Source organism: Vibrio ostreae (genome assembly GCF_019226825.1).
Lineage (GTDB): Bacteria > Pseudomonadota > Gammaproteobacteria > Enterobacterales > Vibrionaceae > Vibrio > Vibrio ostreae.
Genome location: NZ_CP076643.1, coordinates 2,217,602 through 2,238,076, shown reverse-complemented (window position 1 = coordinate 2,238,076; position 20,475 = coordinate 2,217,602). Strand labels below are relative to the sequence as shown.

Genomic DNA, 20,475 nt, shown 5'->3' with positions numbered 1-20,475 from the left:
TTACTATTTATATAAAAATAAGCTCAAGCTAAGTTGAAATTGTGCTACATAGAGTTGATGTGTAAATAATCTTGACACTTAATTGAAGGTGCATTGACTCTGGTGTTATAATCGATAAATAATCAAAAATAATTTTACGCTAATGAATGACTTCACTAACTCAAAAGCTACAGTAAAGGCCCTGCCCGTTACGCTAAAGGATGTCGCTAAAGTGGCAGGAGTCAGTATATCTACTGTTTCGCGTATTCTTGATGAGCGATTACCTAAATCTAAGAGTAAATCGGCAGAAAAAGTTAGAATTATCGCAAAAGAACTGGGGTATACACGTGATGTGATGGCATCAAGTCTGAGGAGAGGTGGAACGGGTACAATTGGTATTCTGGTTCCTCGCCTGACCGATACAGTCATGGCGATTTTGTATGAGGAGTTGGCAAAAGCAGCTCAGCAAAGCGGTTATTTTACAATTGTAGCGACATGTGGGGATGATGTTTTAGAGGAAGAAAAAGCGATTGAATCTTTGTTGGGAAGGCGTGTTGATGGGCTCATTCTGGCAACTTCAAGAATCGATAGCCATGCGACAGAGAAGTTACGAGAATCTGGTGTGCCGCATACATTAGTACTGCGTACTGATCATATCAGTAACTCTGTGGTCGGTAATGATGTGCATGGTGGATATATTGCGACTCGTCATTTGATCGATCTTGGTCATAAACGTATCGGTATCGTGACCGGACCTGATTATTCATCGAATTCCTTAGGCCGGACGGAAGGCTATAAACAGGCATTGGCACAAGCCGGGATCGAGTTCGAGCCAGATCTGTGTATTGCATCACGTTTTGATTTTGAATCAGGTCAGAAAGCTGGAGCGCTCCTTTTTAATCTGCCAATCAGGCCGACAGCAATTTTCGCTGTTACTGACAACTTAGCGTTAGGTGTTATCTCTGCGGCAAAAGAACTGGATTTATTGCCGGGTGAAGATTTTGCTTTGGTCGGTTACAACGATACGCCTCTCGCGACTATGCTACCTACACCGATATCGTCAGTCTATGTTCCGCTGGATTATATTGCCTATAAAGCGTTCGAACTTTTATTCTCTGAAAAAACAGGTGATATGATTGAAATTATGCCGAGCTTGATTCCTCGCTCCTCATCAATTCATACTAAGATTTAGTCTTTAATTTTAATTTTAATTAAAAATAAATAATCCGAATAAAAACGTATTCGGATTGGACGTAAATATAAACTTGCTCAATTTTATAATGACTACACTACCGCTTTCTGTGTATGGTGTTGATGTGTTTTACGTTTATGCTATTAAAACGATTATTTCTATCAGTGTGTGCAGCTTCAACTTCAGTAACTGCCACACAAGATTACATTTTCTTTGAACGATATTATACTTGATGAAAATGACTTTGAATCAACAAAGTCTGTTAATAAGAACAGTCTGTTAATAAGAACAGTGTGTTAATCTATATGAATTATTAATTATTTATCCAAATAATTTTAGGCTTAGCATGAATGATAAAGAAAATATGGATAATAATCCAATCGTGCCAATTACTTTATCAGAGGTCTTATTAGCCAACTTACCCATGATAGCTCTGTTGGACGAGATCATAAATAACAGTATCCCTAAAAAGGGTGCCACGAGAACCGTCAACGCCTGCGCTAAGATGATTAACTGAATCGGGGAGCCATTATTAAATATCGCAACCAATGAGCCAAATATTAAAATCCCATATATAAAAACTTTTACACTGACAGATGACAGTTTATTACCTAGCCCCCAAGCATCACACAATAACGTGCCTCCGGCAGTAGCGTTTGCTGCCATGGATGAAAATGCGGCGGCAAAAAAGCCAATGCTAAAAATCACTGCCCCCAATTTTCCGGATAAAGGCTCCAGTACTTTAGCAAGTTGAGTGAAATTTGTTACTGATTCTCCAGTCACATTGAAGACGGTGGCTGATACGATGATGATCAGCATGGTCATGGCAGCCGTGGCGATATTACCCGGAATAGTGTCTGCTAGAGTGAGGTGTTTATACTGAGCGGGTTTCAGCCCGCGCTCATGGATGGAGTATCCACTATAAAATGCTGAATTAATTGAAAAGTTAGTGCCGATTAAAGCGATCAGTAAATAGCCAGCTTCATCAGGGATTGAGGGAATAAAGCCCATCGAGACCTCAACCCACTCAGGATCACTTAAAATTGCAGAGCCTAAAAAACCTAGCGACATGATTGCGATGAGGACAACTAGCATTTTTTCTAAAGCTCGGTAAGCATTCTTCATCGCAATTAATAGCGCCACAGCGACAGTCGAGGCGAGTACCCAGGCCACAACCGAGCCGCCAAATAACAGTTGCAAAGCGATGCCTGAACCTAAGGCGTTGCCAATTGAAAAACATAACGTTATGAAAAACACTCCAGTGCCGGCCAATAGGCCAACTTTGTGTCCCAACGTCTCCTTAATGGTATCAAGCAGTGACTTTTCACCAGTTGCAAGACCTATCCTGACCGACATGTCGTTGAAGTAGAACATCAGAACACCAGAGACAGCGATGACCCAAAGGAGCTGATAGCCATACTGGCTACCTGCCTGTACTGCGGAGGTCAAAGCCCCGGGACCAAATCGCCATGCTCCTGCAACGAATGCGGGCCCCATCAGGAGTAATATTTTGTACCAATAAGCCGATTTTTCGCCCTGTTGATACGAGCACCTGGCGGTGTTTCCCGTCTCTATTCTCGTATTCGATTCCATACTGTACCTACATTTCACGTTCGATTTTATTATTGTTAGAGGAGACTGAAACCGTAAGGTTTCAGTCTCACTATGGTGATGTTAATCAATGAGTCCAGCTGAGCGAAGAGCCGCAGCGATTTCTTCATGCGCACCTTCTTGCAAAGGACATAATGGCGGACGAACGGTCGCGTGCTCTAGAATGCCACGTGCAACCAGACCTTCTTTTAGAGCCACCGTACCTTCCATGTGTGAGCCGCGGTGATAGACTTTTTGTGTTAACGGGAAAAGCGAGTCGTGAATGGCACGTGCTTTTGGATAGTTTCGCTCCTTACCCGCGGCAATCAGTTCGACCAGCGGCTCTGGAGCGAGACCACCGTAGCCGACCAGTGCGCCATCGACATCAAACATGGTATGGAGCAAGTATTCATCATGGCAGGTAAGAATCGTTAGATCTGGGCACTCTTGACGAATAATTGGGATCTCGGTATCCCAACGACGCATATTACGGACCCCATTCTTCATTGCGATCACGCCGGGCTGTTTGGCAATATCTAACAGGGTTTGCAGATTGTAAGTAGCTTTTGTAACGTCAGGATACTGGAACAAAATGAGTGGCAGGCCGCTTTCTTCATAAACCTTTTGATAACGCTTTTGCGGAGCACCTTCCTGGTAGCCAAAACGCAACCAACCATGTGACGGATAGAGCAAACCAGCTGATGCGCCGGCTGCCAGTGCGCGCTTGGCTTCAAGGGCGGCAACCGCATCTCCTTCGCTGGTAATACCGGCGATAATAGGAATCTGATCATTGACGGCCTCTTTAAAAGCGGTAATCACAGCACACTGCTCTTCAGGTGTTAAAAATGTTCCCTCACCAGCATGTCCAAGCACGACCAAGCCTTTAACGCCATCGACACTTGCTAACCAGGCCCCAAGGCGTTTAATGGCAGCGAAATCGACATCGCCTTCGCGAGTGAAAGGAGTGACAGGGGCAGGTACAAGGCCTTTTAGATTGATCTCTTGTTTCATTGTTATTTCCTACTTGTTGGTATTGTTTTTTTGATAACGTTTCTGCAAACGTTTGCACGTTTATTTGAAAATAATACCCAGTAGTGATTATTCAAGATAAGTAGCAACTTATTGCGCCTGAATTCACAAAAAAAGACGCTTATTTTTAGAGATATTGCTTGTTGTGAACTTGTGCGTGGCAATGCATATAAATTGTGCTACGCCTGATGATTTTAATCTTGGAATTGCCGGTTTACGGAGCACAGGGGAGTTATGCTTCCGTCAGTCCTGGCCGTACCGATGGCTGGGCGGACATTCAATTCAGCGGGTCATCTGATACTGTAGAAGTTAGAGTTAGCTGCTCATACCGGCCCCTGCACCTGACCAGTTAACGCGCACGAAACTGTATAATCGTTACGATTATTCGGTTATATCGGCCGATGATTATTGACTACCAAAAACTGGCGATCGACTTTACGGTGACTTGTGAATCCGGCAGCATTACAGGGCAAGCTCCGCTCTAACTCACTACCCGACTAGCCACAAAAGCGGAGTGGGGCGTCACTTGGTGGAGTACTCAACTTCGCCGTTTACGCTCTGCCTTTGGATGTTTAGGCGTTTAGCCATAAGCCTAAATTTATTTATGCACAATTTGCATGAATTAATTCACTTTTAATCATTTGTGTCACTGCATAACACTCTTTACACTTCGAAATGATTTGTTACCTGAGTGTAACATTTGGTGCCTGTTATTAATCTTTATCCATAACTCGTCAAGGTTATTGGCAATAGTGACAGTGAAGTCTATTACCAGTGGTGATCTCGAATCCATAAGTGGCAGGAAGGCCATTTTCAGCACCACACTCATTAATAAGAGCGATTTATGATTATTTTTCGATTTCCACTGCTTGTTTGGCTAGGTATCGGTATTTTGATTACCAGTCTAGGGATCAGACAATCCTTTGGTATCTTCATGACACCGATATCCGACTACTTCCAAACGGGACGAGAGTTCTTCAGCTTTGCAATCGCATTGCAAAACTTATTGTTTGGAGCGTTCCAGCCATTTGTGGGTATGGCCGCCGACCGTTGGGGAGCGAAACGTATCATCATTTTAGGTGCTATCTCTTACGCCCTGGGGCTGTACTTAACTTCTATCAGCGCTGATCCAACAATGGTGTATTTATCGCTAGGTGTGCTTGTTGGTCTTGGTTTAAGCGCAACCAGCTACGTGATCGTGCTCGGTGCAGTCGCTAAAGTTGTACCAGCGCAACATGCGGCGAAAGCCTTCGGTTTGACCACGGCAGCTGGATCATTCGGCATGTTTGCTATGATCCCGGGGGCGCAAGCATTGTTGAGCGCTTCTGGTTGGCAAAGTTCAATGCAAATCTTCGCGGTACTGTGCAGTTTTATGGTGTTGTTTGCACTATTCATGAATACGGCAAAGCGAAATGCAAATACTGCTAACAACCATGTTCACGAGGGCAAACAAACACTAAAAGAAGCTTTGAAAGAAGCGTTTGCCCACAAAGGGTACTGGTTGATTCATGCTGGTTTTTTTGTGTGTGGTTTCCATGTGATGTTTATCGCGACTCACCTGCCTAGTTATTTGGCGGATAAAAATCTACCTGCATCAACCGCGGCCATGGCGTTGGCTTACGTGGGTATATTTAACATCCTTGGCTCATATTTCTGGGGGGTAATGGCAGATCGTTTTAGCAAGTGTTATATGATGTTTGCGTTGTATGTGATGCGTACGGTTGTGATCGGTGCTTTTTTGGCACTGCCGATTACCGAGCAAACGGCGCTTATCTTCGGTGCTGCCATCGGTTTTTGTTGGTTAGGAACGGTGCCGCTTACATCTGGTTTAGTCCGTCAAATGTTTGGAGCTCGTTACCTGTCGACGCTATATGGTTTGGTGTTTTTCACTCACCAAGTCGGCAGCTTTTTGGGGGCATGGGTTGGTGGTCGTATCTACGATTATTACGGGTCCTATGATCCAATTTGGTGGTCAGCGGCCGTACTCGCGTTTATTGCTGCATTGATTCATCTTCCAATCAATGACAAGCCTGTACCACGTTTGAGCATGGCAGCAGCGTAACTCTTAAAGGCTCCCTGAGCAGTTCGTTGGGAGCCTTCCCTTTATCAATCATATCTTTAGCTCCCACATGCCCCGTCACCCGAGAGATTAAATTTCACAATGGCATTTTAGGCGTCTTTAGTTGCTTTAGCACATACTGAAGAATGCCTCCTGCGTTGAAATACTCTAACTCTTTTGGATTGTCGATACGTGCAACAACAGGTACGGAATGTTCTGTACCTTGAGCCGTTACGACAATAATGTCTAATTCCAGCAAGGGCTTCATCGGCTCATTAGGGGCAATAAACACGGTCTCATTGCCTTCCAGAGTGAGCGCGTCGAGTTCGCCTGGTCTTTTAAGTTGGAGCGGCAAGATGCCCATACCCACTAAGTTGCTGCGATGAATTCGTTCAAACGATTCCGCGATGACGGCTTTTACATTCAATAACAGGCATCCTTTAGCGGCCCAATCTCGACTTGAACCACAACCATAGTCTTTGCCGGCAAATATGACCAATGGCACCTGCAGTTCAATGGCGTTTCTGCTCGCTTCAAAAATAGGCATGACTGGAGGCTTTTTCTCCGTGGTCGACATGTTACATTCATCCAGCTTGGTATCACCGAAACATCTTGTGACGCCACCTTTAGTCGGCGATGCTATTTTGTTTTCCAGTCGCACGTTTGAAAAAGTGCCGCGAACCATGACGTTGTGGTTCCCTCTGCGCGCACCGTAGCTATTGAACTCTTCTGGAGTGATATTTTCTGACCGCAAATATTGTCCTGCAGGACTATTTACGGAGATAAGTCCCGCCGGAGAAATATGGTCTGTTGTTATCGAATCTCCCAAAATAGCTAATACACGTGCTGACTCAATAGGAAATGTGGGAGGTGGAAGTTCCAAAAATGGTGGACGTTGTATGTAGGTCGAGGTCGGCTCCCAAGGATAACAGGGACTATCTTGCATCGATAATTGTTCCCACTCCTCATCCCCTTCAGCAATGTCACTGTAACTCAATCTAAAGTGGCTCTCATGAACCTGACTCAGCATTTCCTCCAGCATGAGCGGACTCGGCCAAAGCTCCCGCAGATAGACAGGCTCATTTTTACTATTGATGGCAATGGGTTCATTTTCTAGGTCAACACAGGTTGTACCCGCTAACGCAAACGCGACAACCAATGGTGGAGAGGCAAGCCAGTTTAAGCTGACTGATGGATGGATTCGTCCCTCGAAATTTCGGTTCCCTGATAACACAGCGGATACGTGCAAGCTATTTGCCGAAATCTCTTCTTCTAGATTGTTCTTGAGTGGACCTGAATTCCCAATACATGTAGTACACCCGTATCCAACACGATGAAATCCCAACAAGTCTAAGTAATGTTGCAGCCCAGTCTCATTGAGATATCTGGCTACTGCTAATGATCCTGGTGCGAGAGACGTTTTTACATAAGCAGGAACGGACAACCCTCTTTCCACGGCGGCCTTCGCAACCAATCCGGCCGTTAACATAACCGCTGGGTTGGAAGTGTTCGTACATGAAGTGATGGCGGCAATTACGACATCACCATGATGGAGGTGCGTGGATGACTCGGAATGTTTTGCTCCGTGGCTTGAGGAGGAAACACCTTCAATAGCGCATTGTGCAAGGGTCGCTTGCTTAATTGCACTGATGTTAAGTCGATCTTGTGGCCTTTTGGGCCCAGCCACTGAGGTCACAATGGTCGATAAATCTACCACAATATTTTCATCATACTCAGGTGAGGTTTCTTTTGTATCCCACCATAGGCTTTGCTCTTTCGCATAAGCTCGAACTTTGTCAACCAGTGCAGAAGATCGGTTAGTAAGGGTCAGATAGGCAAGTGTGTTTTCATCGATAGGGAAAAAACCGCATGTGGCGCCGTACTCTGGAGCCATGTTGGCAATCGTAGCTCTGTCGGCCACAGACAAAGCGGCTAAACCGTAACCATAGTACTCGACCAACTTACCCACCACACCATGGGATCTTAGCTTCTCAGTGATAGATAAGACCAAATCCGTTGCAGTAACACCGGGACGCAGTTGCCCATCAAGCCTCACTCCGACTACTTTGGGAATCGTTATATTGAGTGGTTGGCCTAGCATTACGGCTTCAGCTTCAATTCCACCGACGCCCCAGCCCAACACTCCTAATCCATTGACCATAGTGGTGTGGCTATCGGTTCCGATAACCGTATCTGGGAATAGCACACCATTTTCGTCTTCATGAACAACTTGTGCCAGATATTCCAGATTAACCTGATGGCATATGCCCTTACCGGGGGGGATAACGGTCAAGTTCCGGAAGTTCTTTTGTGCCCATTTCAAGAATGTATACCGCTCTTTGTTTCGAGCCATTTCGTGTTCATGATTCGTATGTATCGCGGATTCTGAACCTGACTGATCGACAATCAACGAATGGTCAATGACAAGATCAACCTTACACATGGGGGTGACGTGGCTTGGATCCCCGCCAGTTTGTGCAATCGCATCTCTGATAGCAGCCAGATCAACCAAGGCTGGAATACCGGTGTAGTCTTGCATCAAGACTCTGCTGGGATAGAAATTAAACTCAGATGAATGCCCGTGACTCTCTGAAGGGAAAGTCGATTTTGTAAGAAACAACGCTTCGATAATGCGAGCTGCTTCTTCAAAATCAGACGCTTGTCGAACGATATTTTCAATAAGTATGCGCTTAGTAAAAGGGATCTGCGACAGGTTGGCTTGATAGTCTTGGGCCAGTTGTTTTAGAGACCAGTATTTATATTCGGTTCCGTTTACCTTCATCGACCTTTGGTATGTTGCACGCCATGATTTTTCGTTGGTAGGTCTCATGATTAACTTCCTTTCAATGATGGTTGACCTTTTAAAAAGGCAGCCTCGTGTCATAGATATGTTTTCTGGGACATTTTCATATTTCCCATATCCAAATAGCTTTAATCAGCTGAAAATCTATAACCTGAAGGATCAGAGTTGAAATTCTAAAAGAAGGAAGACGTTGGAATGGATTTTTGCCCTCAAACAATAACTAGACTCTAAAAAATGAAGGCAAAGCTTGAGTTGGCTCAGCCTTCAACCGTACTTAGATGAGAGTCACATTGGTTGCTTGCGGGCCTTTCTCACCGGGTTCAACTTCAAAACTTACTTTTTGGCCTTCCAACAGGGTCTTAAACCCATCAGAGGAAATTGAACGGAAATGAACAAAAATATCCTTACCGTCACTATCTTTGGTGATAAAACCAAAGCCCTTAGTTTCGTTGAACCATTTTACTGATCCCGTTACTCTGTCAGACATACATACCTCGACTAATGTTATAGGTTAAAGCTCTGAAAAATAGAGCTATTCCATAGTAAATCAAGATATCTGTCGCAGCAGTTAAACGAAAAGGAGCGAGAATAACTGTGAAAGGAAACTTGGTTGATAATGAAAAAGTAACTCAAATTGGTAGAGCTACTTTAAGTATAAGCCTTAAATTGAAAATAGTTAGTTTTGTCCTCAATCCTAGTTTCTCTAAAGTTGTCAAAACTAGTGACTGTACCTCTAGTGTACCTTTTTTCGGTACAGTACCCACATTCTGTGATTTCACCACTCTCCACTCGATCGCTTTCACCACTCCTTTGCCCTAAGACAGAAGAGGCTATCTATCCCCGCTACAAAATCGGCTAGCCAGCACATAATAGACACGTTTCTTTTGTCAGTTCTTGACCGATTTTTATCAATGGCAGACTATGAGCTTAGTAGGTTTTTGGTGGTTAGGTAGACATGTTCCGTAGTTGCAGAGTGTGTAATCTGATTAACTATGTAAATCAGCGTGTTGATGTGATGGTGTCTGTATTTTCTTAAAATATTATATAGGCAATGTCTGCTTAAAAAAGGCTGTTATAATCTCAAGGAAGTATTGTGAGTAAGTCAAAGAAGATCATTGACAATCCAACAAGTGCAGAACTCTTAAAGCAGTTCGCGGCTTTTGAGAGCTTGGAAGCCCTTTACAAGGCTTTTCCATTTGCTCGTGGCATCTTCCCTAAAATGGAAGATGCCTTCAATGAATTCAATAAGATAAAAAAACAAGCGGAAATGTTGGAGGCCCCAGACCAGTTCAATGAACGTTTTGCGAATCTAGGCTGGATCGCATATGAGTCCATGAACATGGACGTAACGCAGAAAGCAATAAATATTTATGATGCTGAGGGTAAGGGGCCAGCGGAACAATTCCTAGCCGACTCGTATGGCGAAGAAACATTAAAGTGGGGAATATTAAGATTTAATGGGAATTGTGATTTTAGAAAAAGAGTAAGGCTCGCGGAGTTGGCTAGAGAGGATTACTTGGCTGGTAGGTATCATGCGTGTGTACCGCTGTTGCTGAGCTTGCTGGATGGTCTCGTAAACGATGTGTCGAAGCATGTAGGTTTTTTTGCTGAGAACGTCGATTTGACAGCTTGGGATTGCATAGCAGCTCATGAGTCAGGCCTCTAAACACTAGCTTCAATTCTCACTAAGGGCAGAAATAAAACGAATGAAGACGCTATATCAATTCCATACAGAAACGGGATTCTTCATGGTCGCGAGTTAGCCTTTGATAACAAAGTAGTGGCAGCAAAGTGCTGGGCTGCTCTCTTTGCGGCGAGAGACTGGGCTGGAGCGCTTGTTGACGGGAAAAAGGAGCCAAAACCAAAAGAAGAGGTGAGCTGGAAACAGCTATTTAAGCAAATCTCTGAAACAAACCTTTTGAAGAGGTCCATTGAAGAGTGGAAACCGAGAGTATCTGAGGATATTCCATACCTACCATTTGAAGGGGATATTTCCCATCTGCCTGAAAATACACCTGAATATTCGGTGGCTGCCTTTTTAGATCATTGGTGCAATAAGCGGTTTGGCCTTATCGCTGATGCCCTTTTATATTTTACCGATACCCCCAAGGGGAAAAAGGCTGGTATGGCACGGCAAGATTTTGGTAATCATATACCGGTTTCATTTAGACTATTGGGTATAGATGACCAAGCTGCTGCCGTTACTCACGTAATAGCGGAGCTGTGTTTTGAAATTGATGGACAACAAAAATTTAAAGAAGTTTCAGTGCGCGCAATATACCAAGACTTAGAGAATAATCCATCTGTCCGATCTATGCCTAATGGGTACTGGAGGATAGTTCAAAATTCTTTCTCTGAAATCATATATGCGCCCGGCTTATAACAAGTTGCTGCACTCGGAAAAATTACTCGCTACGCTCCCAATTTTCCGGTGAGCAAGGCGTTATACCTATTTTCGTAGACTTTGGACAAGCTCTAACCTCTGATATAATTCTCTGACGTAAGTTAAAGTAAGAGACTGAAATCATGAGTAAATTGGTAAAATCAGCATCAATCGCAACAATTATTGGTACGGCTATAGCTTGTGCAAGTTACTTAAATGCATCTCCGAAAGTAGTTAATAACAATCAACATAATTCAGGTTCCATCATCAACCAAACTGGTGAGACTTTTACAACTAACAACTATAATCTTGCAGAAAAATCCGAGCCTGAGCTAGTTATTGCTTCAAACAACAATGGATCCTGGTTACTAAAGAAACCAGATATCCATGCTGCATATGGTTTAAACAACAAAGAGTTGCTTATTGATCGCCTAAGTAATGGCAGCCGAATTGAAGTTCTAGATTCTGCTACGATGGATGTGCAGGGTATTCAGACATCTTGGTATCAAGTTCGCGTTTTGCATGGTTTACACAAAGGAAAAATAGGCTGGGTGATGCAACCAGATGTGAGTTACCAATAGGTATAACAATCGTTCAGCGTTAATCATCAAGGAGAGTTATGAAGATCCTCGCAGTTTTGATAAGCATATTATTTGTAGTTCTCGCAATACTACATGTGTTTGTTGACTCAATAACAATTGATGCAATTGCTATAGTTTTGCTTGTTTTAGCGTCTCTTCCTTGGCTGTTTCCTTACCTGAAATCACTGGAGTTTCCTGGTGGTGTAAAAATCGAGCTAAAGGATGTCAAAGAAGCAGTAGCAAAGGTTTCGCAAGGAGATGAAGCCGCTCCTTCTGAATCTGATGAATATGATTTTCTGCAAATCATAGCCGCTCATGATCCCAATCTGGCATTGGTAGCCGTAAGAATAGAAATCGAAAAGGCGGTACGAAACGCCATTGGTGATGGAGAACGGAAGCCTATGCCATTATCAAGAGGTATTCAGAAACTTACAGAGTCTGGTGTGCTTTCTCATAGTGTGGCAAATGGCCTGAGAGATTTTATTCAGTTAGGAAACCAGGCTGCACATGGAGTAGAGGTTGAGGCTCAGGCGGTTAAGTATATTATTGATAATGCAGGAAAAATACTAAATCCATTTAAGGAGCAGCTTGCAAATGCTGCTTAACAAGGCCAGCCAGAGAGACTTCCAGCCCCTGCTGGCGGCGTTAAATTCTTATGGTGAAATATGTTAAGAAGTTTAGAAAAAGCTATTTTAAAGTATCGTACAAATCAGATGATGCGGCTTTTATTTCATATGGAGGACCTGAAAAGATTTTTAGTCGGATCAATGAATGCTTCCAATCTGGTTTTGGATGAATCTGATGAAAGGTTTTTCGATCCAAACTCGCAAGGGGCGAAAGTAATGAACAAGGTATGGGAACGAGCTATTAAAGACGATGTTCTCACCGAAAAGGAAGTTGAGGATTTAAAGGAAATAATAAAACAAAGAAACGCAATAGCTCACAACCTTCTACAATTCACGCAAGATCTTCATTGCGATCTTAGAGGATATTGCGAAGATAATTATAAACACTGTGGGTATGATTCTGAAGCTTTAGAACGGTTGCTAGGGTATAAAATCAAGTTAGAGAATAAATGGAAAGGTATCAGGGAACTAAGTTTTGATAGCCTCTATTTTTCAAATGCAGATGATTTTTATAAGAAAGAAAATGATAAGTTATTGATAAAAATAAAATCTCTTTCTAAAAGTAGAAATTTACTCATTAAACGGGTTAACAGCGAGCTATCGAATTTTGAGATAACAAGCTACGAAACAGATCCGAAGAATGAAGCTAATTTTAAAAAAGATGGGAGCCTCTCTAAACGAGGCGGTGAAGTTTGTCGAAGGCTGCTCAATGAGGGGCTATGTTGTGACTCTGTGTGTATATTGATGGGTATTGATCTCAATAAGGTTAAAGCTCATCAGAGAAAGCTTCTAAGGCGCACTTAACACACGATCTAGGAATAAACGTACCGGCCCCCCCAAGTGTCAATAAATCAGTCCTGACCATTGCTCACAGCCAGGTTACATCGGCACAAATCTCATTTCATTGACACTTAAGGGGCGGTGTTAGCTAACTCTTTTCCCTTTGGTAATTGCTACCAGGTCTTCGGCTCTGAGGTGAGTGCAGCGGCGTAGCATCTGCATCGATTTATGGCCGCTGATGGCGGCGATTTGCTGATCACTTAGCCCGCCTTCAACCATATATTAAACAGCAACATGCTCTAATTGACCCAAATAGTTGATTCGACTCAATATCCATTCAGCGACTTTCTCAACGTGCTTTGGCAGCATGAAACTATTGCGGTAGATATCGAGAATCGCCTCTTGCTTAGCACACAAATCTTGGATCATTTTGGTCGCCAGTTTAGGCTTGAGACCAATATTTTGTGCGAAGGTGAGAAAGTCATAGCCGGTGTAGGTACTATGTGATTGATAGCCACTGGTATTGAAGTTATCGCCTTCTTCACTCGCGAGAAGAGGTAGTGCTAATGGGTTCTCGTTTGCGATGTAGCCTGGGTAGGGCGCTATAGATACGTAATCATAGATTGGCGCGAGTCGAGTGGCTTCTTGTTCCGGTAGCAGCAAACCAATATTTCTAAGGTGTAGGTCATTGTTACCGAGAAAGTAGGCGACGAGTATTCGGTTAAATAGTTCTTTCTTAAAGTTTAAGCTGCCGTCTACTTGATGAATTAAGAACTTACAGGCTTGCTCGTAGCTCACATATCCTTCGGCATCGCCTTCTGTCTTCCCGTACTTTTCCCGCACGGCCATAGCGGCATCCAGTTGCTCCTGATGAATCGCCTCTTCACCTGCGTTTAAGCGGTCATAGCGCCTAATCATAAAGGCGAGTTCACCTTCTCCGTCCGGATCGTTAAATCGAACTAATCCAAAGGGAGGCGTATCGAAACCGAGGAATTTCATCACTAACATGGTTGCGTGTTCGTTTTCGGCAAGATGAGGAAATTCTTCTGGTGAAGGCTTGAGAATAAATAGCGCCTTATCCTCCACAACTCCGAGCTGATTCTCGTCATTAATCGCCAGAGAAAGCTTGGGTTGGTAACCGGAAATGCTCATGCCTTTTTGTTTCTTTGGCAACTCAGTAACAAATTCAGTGCGCGAAAAAGGCAATTGGATCTGAAATCTATTCGAACCTAGTAGGGTTTTGATTTCTCCCTTTTTATACTCGACTTGTTCTCTATTTTGTTCATTGAGTTCATCGAGGCTAATAAGACTTCTATTGCTCGGATACATGCTCTTCTAACCTCAACAGTTGGACTGCACCCAGTAAATTTTTGCCGTTGGACAGCAGCATACCCAGCGGATCGTTTTCATCAATTTTTTGTAGTTCTGAGTAGCGCTTCTTCAGCCATCCTTCGGGGGGCAAGACTGAGGAAAAAAGGATGCAGCTCTTTACTCTCAAATGGCCCACCTTCGACAGGCATACTCAGCGATAAGCTCCGGCCTCGATAACCAGGTTCATATTCGAATAGATAACCTTGTTCGTTTTGAGACAAAACACCGCAAAACTTGCCGTACAAAAGAACTTTTACTTTTCGATCCATATTTTCATTCCGAGTTCATTAGCAACGGCTAAAAAGTTATCTAGCGAGGTCTTACTTGGGTCTTTAAGCATTCGTTTTATCGTTGATTTAGATATATCCGTCTGCAATTCAAGATCTTCTAATGAGATACTCTTCTTGCGTGATTGCATATCATCAATGAGAGTGTTGGTCTCGTAAATTGAGTAACTTGAAATAGGGCGGTTGCTTGAGGCTTCAACGTTGCTAAGCATCTCTTCGAAAACTGCGTGAATATCGGACTCAAGCTTACTGGTGAGATTGCGAAGTTGTAGCACTTTAGGATTCATCGCGTTGCCTCTGATGTGTCAAATATGAACCATATGGCGGTTTTATTTAAATATAAGCTCAAAAATAGCCCATGTAAACCGATTTTGTTCCATTTATGACCTTTATGTTGTTTTGGGTTGAAAAATGGCTCATATACGAACCTTTAGCGGTCTTTCGAGGACAGTCCTGCTCAATCATCTTTAGCCATTAAAGAAGCTCACTCATTTCTGGCACACTGTCGGCTTGCTCTAGCAAGTATTCACACTCTGTTTGGATGAGTGAGACACATAGCTCTATGTGTTCACGTTCTCCATCCTCGATTCCTTGAGCTTCGGTAAGGTCAATCGCTTCCTTCAGGGCATTTTTTATAGCACCAACGGTTTCTACCATTATGGAAGCCATTTTGGTGCCTGAATAACCCAGCAGAGCGCCGAATTCAGCTAAATCATAGCTGGTGATAGGGCGTTTGAAGTTACCTTTCGGCGGATTTTGAAAGTCTTCACTTTCCCAATCTCCAATCGACATTGCAAAATATTGAGGGATACTGGCGGCACGACCCTCATCAGCAGACAATTTACCGCTTCGTGAGTTACGTTTTGTTCCCTCTTGAGCGATGGCTTCTATGTTTACTAAATCATAAAAAGGGGTGAGTTCTAGCCCTTTAGGGGTGACGAAGAAGCTAATATTTTTACCATGGGCATCGTAGTTTAGCGTTGCTAGATTAAAGAGCATCCATTGGGTGAGCTTTAGATTGGTGATGACCGTGTCTATGGTTTTGACGCTCAGTAGGCGTGGGAAAGAAACGCCATCACGCATATATACGCCATCGCCTTCATCTCCATTCTGACGCTCGTATTTGTAACCTGGAGGTAAGTCAGTTGCCTGACAGCCATCAATCACATGTCTTCGTTGAACGACATTACGAGCCTCGATATAGGCACGATCGAACCGCTCTATTATCAGTGTTCTAGTCTTCCCAATGCGAGTTAACTCAACATTAGCGACGTCCAAACCTGCTAGCTTGGCTAATGTCATGCAAAAGAACTCATTAACAGCAATACACGGTGCTTTACCGCTTTCAAACTTCAGAATGCAGTTCGAACTTAATTTGCCTTCACCAAACCCCCCACTCATCACCGCGCTTAAGTAAGTTTAACTTGTTTTGAACACCAGCAACCGAAAGGCGAACCTTACCGTCCCAATACACTAATGGCGCTAGATTTCGCTCTAGTCGTTCTATTAGTTCATCATCAGGTACAGATCTAAAGCTGGTTTCCCCAGGTTCTGAGTCTGGAACTCGAAAAGATAATGCGCCAGATGTTTCCGCACCAAGCTTACGAATCAGCCCGAATGTATTGCTTTTGGATATAGTGGTGTTTTGTATCATCTCCTCAAAGGCTTCTCCTTCAGGAAGAAGATTTCTGAGGTAGTTCTCAATACTACGTGGCGAAGCCCGATCACCGAAAGGGATGTGTGGCGAAATCGGGAAACCAGTGTGTTTCCATTCATCTTCATAGATGAATGAGAACTCTGTTTCTGTTCCGACAGGAAGAATCAAACGACCAATTTTGGTATTCGTACCGATAAACACGTCTAACTGTTGTAACTTACTCATACCAACCGTCCTCATTGCTTCTCACGCTGTTTTCAGCTTGGGAGGTTATTTGGCTATGTGGACGAACAAATAGGTTTAAATCGATAAGGCGTAACGATAGCCCTAAGATGTCCATGAGGATGAGTACATTGGCAAAGGTGACACTGGTATCGCCTTTTTCTACTTTCATGACTGTTCTACGAGATAAGTTGGCTTTTGAAGCGAGATCATCAATACGCCAGCCTCTATCGGTGCGCTTTGAGCGAATGGCGCTCCCCAGCGTTTCCATACTGAACTCGGTATTCAAATCAGGCATAGGTTGTGCCTTTACCATCTTACCTTTTTTCATAAGTGCCTTTTAATGTACTTTTGTTATTATGGGGTTCGTCTTAATATATAAGTTTACTATAACTCACTTTTGTCGTGACTGTATAAGAAACTATCTATAAGTGCAATTTAAGTTACTTATGATTGGTTTGCGAGTTCGATCTCTCTCTTTGTTCTCTATGAGAGAGTTTTATCAGCCAGAACGACATATTTGGCAACAGCGTAGTATTCAGATAAGTATTGGAAGAAGACAGAGAAAAGTGCGTGATCGGGGCTTACCTGACCCAAAATCGTCAGGTACAAAAAAAGGTTAGTAAACACTACGCTTACTAACCTTCTAGAATTTGGTGGCCCCTCCAAGACTTGAACTGGGGACCAATCGATTATGAGCGAAGGTCTGACGCAATCTCACCGCACAATCAACATAGAAAACCTGGCCCGAATCACGCCCAAATCCACCAGCAAAATCACATCACCTGATTACCCGCATGATTTTACTGACGTCGACGACGGGAAATCCGCTGAACCTATATCACCGCCGCCACCGTCGAGAAAATGGGGTTAAGGTTGGGTGGAAAGACAGGAACGGTACCGGAAAAGACAGGAAAAATCCCTAGGCGTAACAAGCAGCAAAACGAATTTATATTATTGAATTGTAAGAGCCCTTACTGGATTCGTCCGGTAGGGGCTTTCTTATTTCTAGCTCAATGAAATAAAGGAGTTTCTATGAACCAAGCCAAAAACAGCAAGAAGAATGCAGAGGCTGACACATCTAAAACCACATCAGTAGACAATCCATTCTCTGCCATTCTCAAAACAGGTGAAGCACCAAAACTAGGAGCAAAGTCACAAGGAACTGTGCTCTACGAGATTGCCCAAAACAGCGAAGACAACCAACTCTACTTCCGAATTGCCGGACAAAGTGGCGGGGCAGGATTGCATTCAAAACAGTGGATTCTTCTCAATAGGCTGCTAGACCTTATCGAATCACAGGGCGACAAACCATGGAAAAGTCAGGTGTATAAATCTCTCTATTCTTCCGGCTCAGCCAACAATCAAGGTTTCTGTGCTGCAATTGCTCGGGGCCTTAATCTGGCAACAAAAGCCGAGTCATCTATTTATCTGCATATCAAATCGAAAGATTACGATGAGCAAAAAGCTGACCTATTAGCGCTCATACAGAAGTCATGATGGGTTTCTCGACGTCGTCGACGTAATGACGACACCGTCGGCAAACTGGACGGAAAACCTAAATAGGAAATTTACATTAGGGTTAGTGTCCAGATCGGTATCTAGCCAAAATCACAGTTAAAGACCGGACCGACGACGCCGTCGACAAAGTTGCTGAAACTACATCATGCTGGAAGTCAGGCAGAGTAAGCCTTAGAGGGAGATTACAGGGTCAGTCTGGTGTGACCGACCCAGCGATCTAGGATTTTAGGTGGGTGGTTGGTGTTATACGGGCTCTTGTGTAACTACTTCCTCATTTACAGAACTTTTAAATCTGTAGACCCGCTTAGTAACTTTTCGACCTTCACCAGATGCACCTAAAGAAACAGTCTCGCTCTTCGCGTCAGCAGATAAACCAGCTTTTCCACTAAGGGAATTATCATAAAACTCTTCTATTTCGACTTCTAAAGCGCTGTCTATTCTTCTAGCAATAGCCAATTCTTGTTCAACTTTGGCTTGGTCACGAGCAAATTGCATTTGAATTTTTTGCTTTTCAGCTTCCAATCTCAAAGCCTGCAAATCTTTATTGGATGCATTTTGCATTGCCTTCGATGACTGCTCTACACTTTCCGCTACTAGCCAAATTAATGGGTTAGTCTGTTTTAAAATACCTTTAGTTTTATTCCAACTGGACATTGTAGTTCCTGTATTATTATGAAAATCAAAAACATATTAAATCCATGATACTGATAAACATGGAATTTAAATATGAACAAGATCACCAACCTTCAACAAATCACAACCCTTCCAATCACCACAACCCTTCCAATCACCACAACCCTACAAAAACAAGTCAAAGCCATACTCACCGAACCATTTCACGATGAAACAGAAACCCAGCAGGCATGGGATGAACTGCAATGTGAGCTCTGGTTTCTCACATCAATTTCCGAAATCTCTGCCGTCGTCGTCGACGATATCGAAATGCTAAAGCGAGCATTAACCTACACCGAATTCGAAGACGATCTGGACTACGGAGCAGTGCTCACCCTGAGCATTGTCGAGGACTCTGGTAAGGGTATCTACATACTGCTACCTAAGACACTGCTCACCGAATTACACCAATACTTCTCCATCGAGAATGACTAAGGAGGCAGTGATGCAATCCCGAAAATTCAATAAACGCCAACTCGACTAACTTCAACCGACGCCGCCGACGAGCAAAAGTAAGGAAACGGAATACACAGATGAACTCTGCTCTGGCCTTAAGATGATCGTCAATCGCCAAGGTCGGAAGCGTTTCTTGTTCAGGTATACCCTCCACGGAACTAAGAAATCCATCCAACTAGGTGAGTATCCAGCGCTAGACATCAACACTGCTCGCCAGATTGCCAATGACCATAAACGGGAAATTGCTCTTGGTAATGACCCCAAGGCTATTCGTGATGAGAAGCGTAACGTACTAAATTTCCAAGAGTTCTCAGAGCTGCACTACTTACCGTATGCAATGATGAATAAACTCACCGCCAAAAGTGATGCTGGTAGTCTCAAGCTTCATTTCTATCCGAAATGGGGTAAGAAACCTCTCACTGATATCGGTCAGCAAGATATTCAGAAATTGTTGGACGGGTTACTAGAAGGTAGGAAGCCAGCCACGGTCAACCGTCTGAGGTCCTTAGTCCTTCGCATGTTCAGACTGGCAATGGAATGGGGGTATGTCGACTCTAATCCCGGTCAGTACATCAGGAAGCTTAAGGAAAACAACGTAAGACAGAGATTCCTGTCACGGGCTGAGGTTGCTGCCTTCATCAAGGCATGTAACGAAGAGCCGAATCGCACCCAAGCTAATGCATTGAAATTCGCTCTGCTTACTGGGATGCGAATCGGGGAAATCACCAGTTCGAAATGGGAGTGCCTTACCGTCGACGACGACGACGGCAATTGGAGTCTATTTCTGCCACACACAAAGTCGGGGTTGTCGAGAACAGTCCTGCTCAACCATCTAGCCAAGGAAGTCATCCATGATCAACGAAGATTTCAACAACCGAAGAACCCCTATATCTTTGCCGGTGATGCACCTGGTAGACCTATCGCTCATCCGAAGAAGGCTTTTGCTCGAATCAAGAAAGCTGCCGGGATTACAGACAACTTCCGAATTCATGATTTAAGGCATAGCTTCGCATCGATTCTGATCAATAGTGGTAATGCCACGCTCTATGATGTTCAGCATTTGTTGGGACATCAGTCGCCACAGACCAGCACTAGGTATGCACATTTGGCTTCGAGTAGGTTGAGAGAGGTCAGCGCAAATGTAGCTGAGTTGGTGGGGGATGTGAGTTAACCTGAAGTGGTTGTTTTAGACTGCTTTCAAAACATTGAAGTATTTAGTTGCCTCCCTGTCTTTTAAAATTGATTTGACTATAAAAATGAGCTAACT

19 protein-coding genes and 2 pseudogenes are annotated in these 20,475 nt (G+C 43.6%); 10 read left to right on the top strand and 11 right to left on the bottom strand.

Annotation, left to right across the window (positions count from 1 at the left end; all coding sequences use genetic code 11):
• Positions 1-142 precede the first annotated feature (142 nt).
• The gene (locus KNV97_RS16375; RefSeq protein WP_218562356.1) at positions 143-1,171 is read left to right on the top strand and encodes a LacI family DNA-binding transcriptional regulator; all 1,029 of its coding nucleotides are present in this window, start codon (positions 143-145) and stop codon (positions 1,169-1,171) included.
• A gap of 321 nt (positions 1,172-1,492) precedes the next feature.
• On the opposite strand, the gene KNV97_RS16370 is transcribed toward KNV97_RS16375, so the two are convergent.
• Both KNV97_RS16370 and KNV97_RS16365 read right to left on the bottom strand, forming a co-directional pair.
• Positions 1,493-2,764, bottom strand: coding sequence for an Nramp family divalent metal transporter (locus KNV97_RS16370; RefSeq protein WP_218562355.1), 1,272 nt, complete (start codon positions 2,762-2,764; stop codon positions 1,493-1,495).
• Between the two features lie 81 nt (positions 2,765-2,845).
• The gene (locus KNV97_RS16365; RefSeq protein ID WP_218562354.1) at positions 2,846-3,772 is read right to left on the bottom strand and encodes a dihydrodipicolinate synthase family protein; all 927 of its coding nucleotides are present in this window, start codon (positions 3,770-3,772) and stop codon (positions 2,846-2,848) included.
• 862 nt (positions 3,773-4,634) lie between these two features.
• Between KNV97_RS16365 and KNV97_RS16360 the strand changes: the two genes are divergently transcribed.
• Positions 4,635-5,852 (top strand): MFS transporter, encoded by a 1,218-nt coding sequence (locus tag KNV97_RS16360; RefSeq protein ID WP_218562353.1) that lies wholly within the window; start codon positions 4,635-4,637, stop codon positions 5,850-5,852.
• A 94-nt stretch (positions 5,853-5,946) separates the two neighbouring features.
• Here KNV97_RS16360 and acnA read toward each other — a convergent pair whose 3' ends face one another.
• Positions 5,947-8,679, bottom strand: coding sequence for an aconitate hydratase AcnA (gene acnA, locus KNV97_RS16355; RefSeq protein ID WP_218562352.1), 2,733 nt, complete (start codon positions 8,677-8,679; stop codon positions 5,947-5,949).
• 247 nt (positions 8,680-8,926) lie between these two features.
• Complete coding sequence (locus tag KNV97_RS16350; protein ID WP_047460531.1) at positions 8,927-9,139, bottom strand: cold-shock protein; 213 nt, start codon at positions 9,137-9,139, stop codon at positions 8,927-8,929.
• A gap of 606 nt (positions 9,140-9,745) precedes the next feature.
• Here KNV97_RS16350 and KNV97_RS16345 point away from each other — a divergent pair.
• From KNV97_RS16345 to KNV97_RS16325, 5 genes are all read left to right on the top strand, one after another.
• Positions 9,746-10,318, top strand: coding sequence for a hypothetical protein (locus KNV97_RS16345; RefSeq protein WP_218562351.1), 573 nt, complete (start codon positions 9,746-9,748; stop codon positions 10,316-10,318).
• 114 nt (positions 10,319-10,432) lie between these two features.
• Positions 10,433-11,035: a hypothetical protein gene (locus KNV97_RS16340; protein ID WP_218562350.1), complete on the top strand. Its 603-nt coding sequence runs from the start codon at positions 10,433-10,435 to the stop codon at positions 11,033-11,035.
• Between the two features lie 143 nt (positions 11,036-11,178).
• Positions 11,179-11,616 carry a hypothetical protein gene (locus KNV97_RS16335; protein WP_203534970.1) on the top strand — a complete coding sequence of 146 codons (438 nt, stop codon included), beginning with the start codon at positions 11,179-11,181 and terminating at the stop codon, positions 11,614-11,616.
• 38 nt (positions 11,617-11,654) lie between these two features.
• Positions 11,655-12,221, top strand: coding sequence for a DUF4145 domain-containing protein (locus KNV97_RS16330; RefSeq protein WP_218562349.1), 567 nt, complete (start codon positions 11,655-11,657; stop codon positions 12,219-12,221).
• A 60-nt stretch (positions 12,222-12,281) separates the two neighbouring features.
• Positions 12,282-13,046: a hypothetical protein gene (locus tag KNV97_RS16325; protein ID WP_218562348.1), complete on the top strand. Its 765-nt coding sequence runs from the start codon at positions 12,282-12,284 to the stop codon at positions 13,044-13,046.
• Positions 13,047-13,304: 258 nt separating this feature from the next.
• Here KNV97_RS16325 and KNV97_RS16315 read toward each other — a convergent pair whose 3' ends face one another.
• From KNV97_RS16315 to KNV97_RS16290, 6 genes and pseudogenes are all read right to left on the bottom strand, one after another.
• Positions 13,305-14,351 (bottom strand): type II toxin-antitoxin system HipA family toxin, encoded by a 1,047-nt coding sequence (locus tag KNV97_RS16315; protein ID WP_256612159.1) that lies wholly within the window; start codon positions 14,349-14,351, stop codon positions 13,305-13,307.
• Positions 14,335-14,484, bottom strand: coding sequence for a HipA N-terminal domain-containing protein (locus KNV97_RS22270; RefSeq protein WP_218562347.1), 150 nt, complete (start codon positions 14,482-14,484; stop codon positions 14,335-14,337). The genes KNV97_RS16315 and KNV97_RS22270 overlap by 17 nt, the downstream gene beginning before the upstream one ends.
• Positions 14,432-14,662 carry a HipA N-terminal domain-containing protein gene (locus KNV97_RS16305; protein ID WP_218562346.1) on the bottom strand — a complete coding sequence of 77 codons (231 nt, stop codon included), beginning with the start codon at positions 14,660-14,662 and terminating at the stop codon, positions 14,432-14,434. Before KNV97_RS16305 ends, KNV97_RS22270 begins: the two co-directional genes overlap by 53 nt.
• Positions 14,647-14,967 (bottom strand): helix-turn-helix domain-containing protein, encoded by a 321-nt coding sequence (locus tag KNV97_RS16300; RefSeq protein WP_218562345.1) that lies wholly within the window; start codon positions 14,965-14,967, stop codon positions 14,647-14,649. The genes KNV97_RS16305 and KNV97_RS16300 overlap by 16 nt, the downstream gene beginning before the upstream one ends.
• Before the next feature lie 187 nt (positions 14,968-15,154).
• A pseudogene (locus KNV97_RS16295) lies at positions 15,155-16,562 on the bottom strand (HipA domain-containing protein).
• The gene (locus tag KNV97_RS16290; protein ID WP_025631710.1) at positions 16,555-16,890 is read right to left on the bottom strand and encodes a helix-turn-helix domain-containing protein; all 336 of its coding nucleotides are present in this window, start codon (positions 16,888-16,890) and stop codon (positions 16,555-16,557) included. The pseudogene KNV97_RS16295 and the gene KNV97_RS16290 overlap by 8 nt, the downstream one beginning before the upstream one ends.
• Before the next feature lie 704 nt (positions 16,891-17,594).
• Between KNV97_RS16290 and KNV97_RS16285 the strand changes: the two genes are divergently transcribed.
• Positions 17,595-18,059, top strand: a complete 465-nt coding sequence (locus tag KNV97_RS16285) for a hypothetical protein (protein ID WP_213962883.1) — start codon at positions 17,595-17,597, stop codon at positions 18,057-18,059.
• Positions 18,060-18,323: 264 nt separating this feature from the next.
• On the opposite strand, the gene KNV97_RS16280 is transcribed toward KNV97_RS16285, so the two are convergent.
• Positions 18,324-18,734 carry a hypothetical protein gene (locus KNV97_RS16280; protein WP_218562344.1) on the bottom strand — a complete coding sequence of 137 codons (411 nt, stop codon included), beginning with the start codon at positions 18,732-18,734 and terminating at the stop codon, positions 18,324-18,326.
• A gap of 72 nt (positions 18,735-18,806) precedes the next feature.
• On the opposite strand from KNV97_RS16280, the gene KNV97_RS16275 reads away from it, so the two are divergent.
• Complete coding sequence (locus tag KNV97_RS16275; protein WP_218562343.1) at positions 18,807-19,187, top strand: hypothetical protein; 381 nt, start codon at positions 18,807-18,809, stop codon at positions 19,185-19,187.
• Between the two features lie 10 nt (positions 19,188-19,197).
• Positions 19,198-20,379 (top strand): annotated as a pseudogene (locus KNV97_RS16270) (tyrosine-type recombinase/integrase).
• The last annotated feature ends 96 nt before the right edge of the window (positions 20,380-20,475 follow it).

What these genes read in the sequence shown, in the direction of transcription:
- KNV97_RS16300 (WP_218562345.1), bottom strand. Translation starts at nt 14,967, where the DNA reads ATGAATCCTAAAGTGCTACAACTTCGCAATCTCACCAGTAAGCTTGAG.
- KNV97_RS16335 (WP_203534970.1), top strand. Translation starts at nt 11,179, where the DNA reads ATGAGTAAATTGGTAAAATCAGCATCAATCGCAACAATTATTGGTACG.
- KNV97_RS16375 (WP_218562356.1), top strand. Translation starts at nt 143, where the DNA reads ATGAATGACTTCACTAACTCAAAAGCTACAGTAAAGGCCCTGCCCGTT.
- acnA (WP_218562352.1), bottom strand. Translation starts at nt 8,679, where the DNA reads ATGAGACCTACCAACGAAAAATCATGGCGTGCAACATACCAAAGGTCG.
- KNV97_RS16330 (WP_218562349.1), top strand. Translation starts at nt 11,655, where the DNA reads ATGAAGATCCTCGCAGTTTTGATAAGCATATTATTTGTAGTTCTCGCA.
- KNV97_RS16285 (WP_213962883.1), top strand. Translation starts at nt 17,595, where the DNA reads ATGAACCAAGCCAAAAACAGCAAGAAGAATGCAGAGGCTGACACATCT.
- KNV97_RS16325 (WP_218562348.1), top strand. Translation starts at nt 12,282, where the DNA reads ATGTTAAGAAGTTTAGAAAAAGCTATTTTAAAGTATCGTACAAATCAG.
- KNV97_RS16370 (WP_218562355.1), bottom strand. Translation starts at nt 2,764, where the DNA reads ATGGAATCGAATACGAGAATAGAGACGGGAAACACCGCCAGGTGCTCG.
- KNV97_RS16275 (WP_218562343.1), top strand. Translation starts at nt 18,807, where the DNA reads ATGAACAAGATCACCAACCTTCAACAAATCACAACCCTTCCAATCACC.
- KNV97_RS16290 (WP_025631710.1), bottom strand. Translation starts at nt 16,890, where the DNA reads ATGAAAAAAGGTAAGATGGTAAAGGCACAACCTATGCCTGATTTGAAT.
- KNV97_RS16365 (WP_218562354.1), bottom strand. Translation starts at nt 3,772, where the DNA reads ATGAAACAAGAGATCAATCTAAAAGGCCTTGTACCTGCCCCTGTCACT.
- KNV97_RS16280 (WP_218562344.1), bottom strand. Translation starts at nt 18,734, where the DNA reads ATGTCCAGTTGGAATAAAACTAAAGGTATTTTAAAACAGACTAACCCA.
- KNV97_RS16350 (WP_047460531.1), bottom strand. Translation starts at nt 9,139, where the DNA reads ATGTCTGACAGAGTAACGGGATCAGTAAAATGGTTCAACGAAACTAAG.
- KNV97_RS16305 (WP_218562346.1), bottom strand. Translation starts at nt 14,662, where the DNA reads ATGGATCGAAAAGTAAAAGTTCTTTTGTACGGCAAGTTTTGCGGTGTT.
- KNV97_RS16360 (WP_218562353.1), top strand. Translation starts at nt 4,635, where the DNA reads ATGATTATTTTTCGATTTCCACTGCTTGTTTGGCTAGGTATCGGTATT.
- KNV97_RS16315 (WP_256612159.1), bottom strand. Translation starts at nt 14,351, where the DNA reads ATGTATCCGAGCAATAGAAGTCTTATTAGCCTCGATGAACTCAATGAA.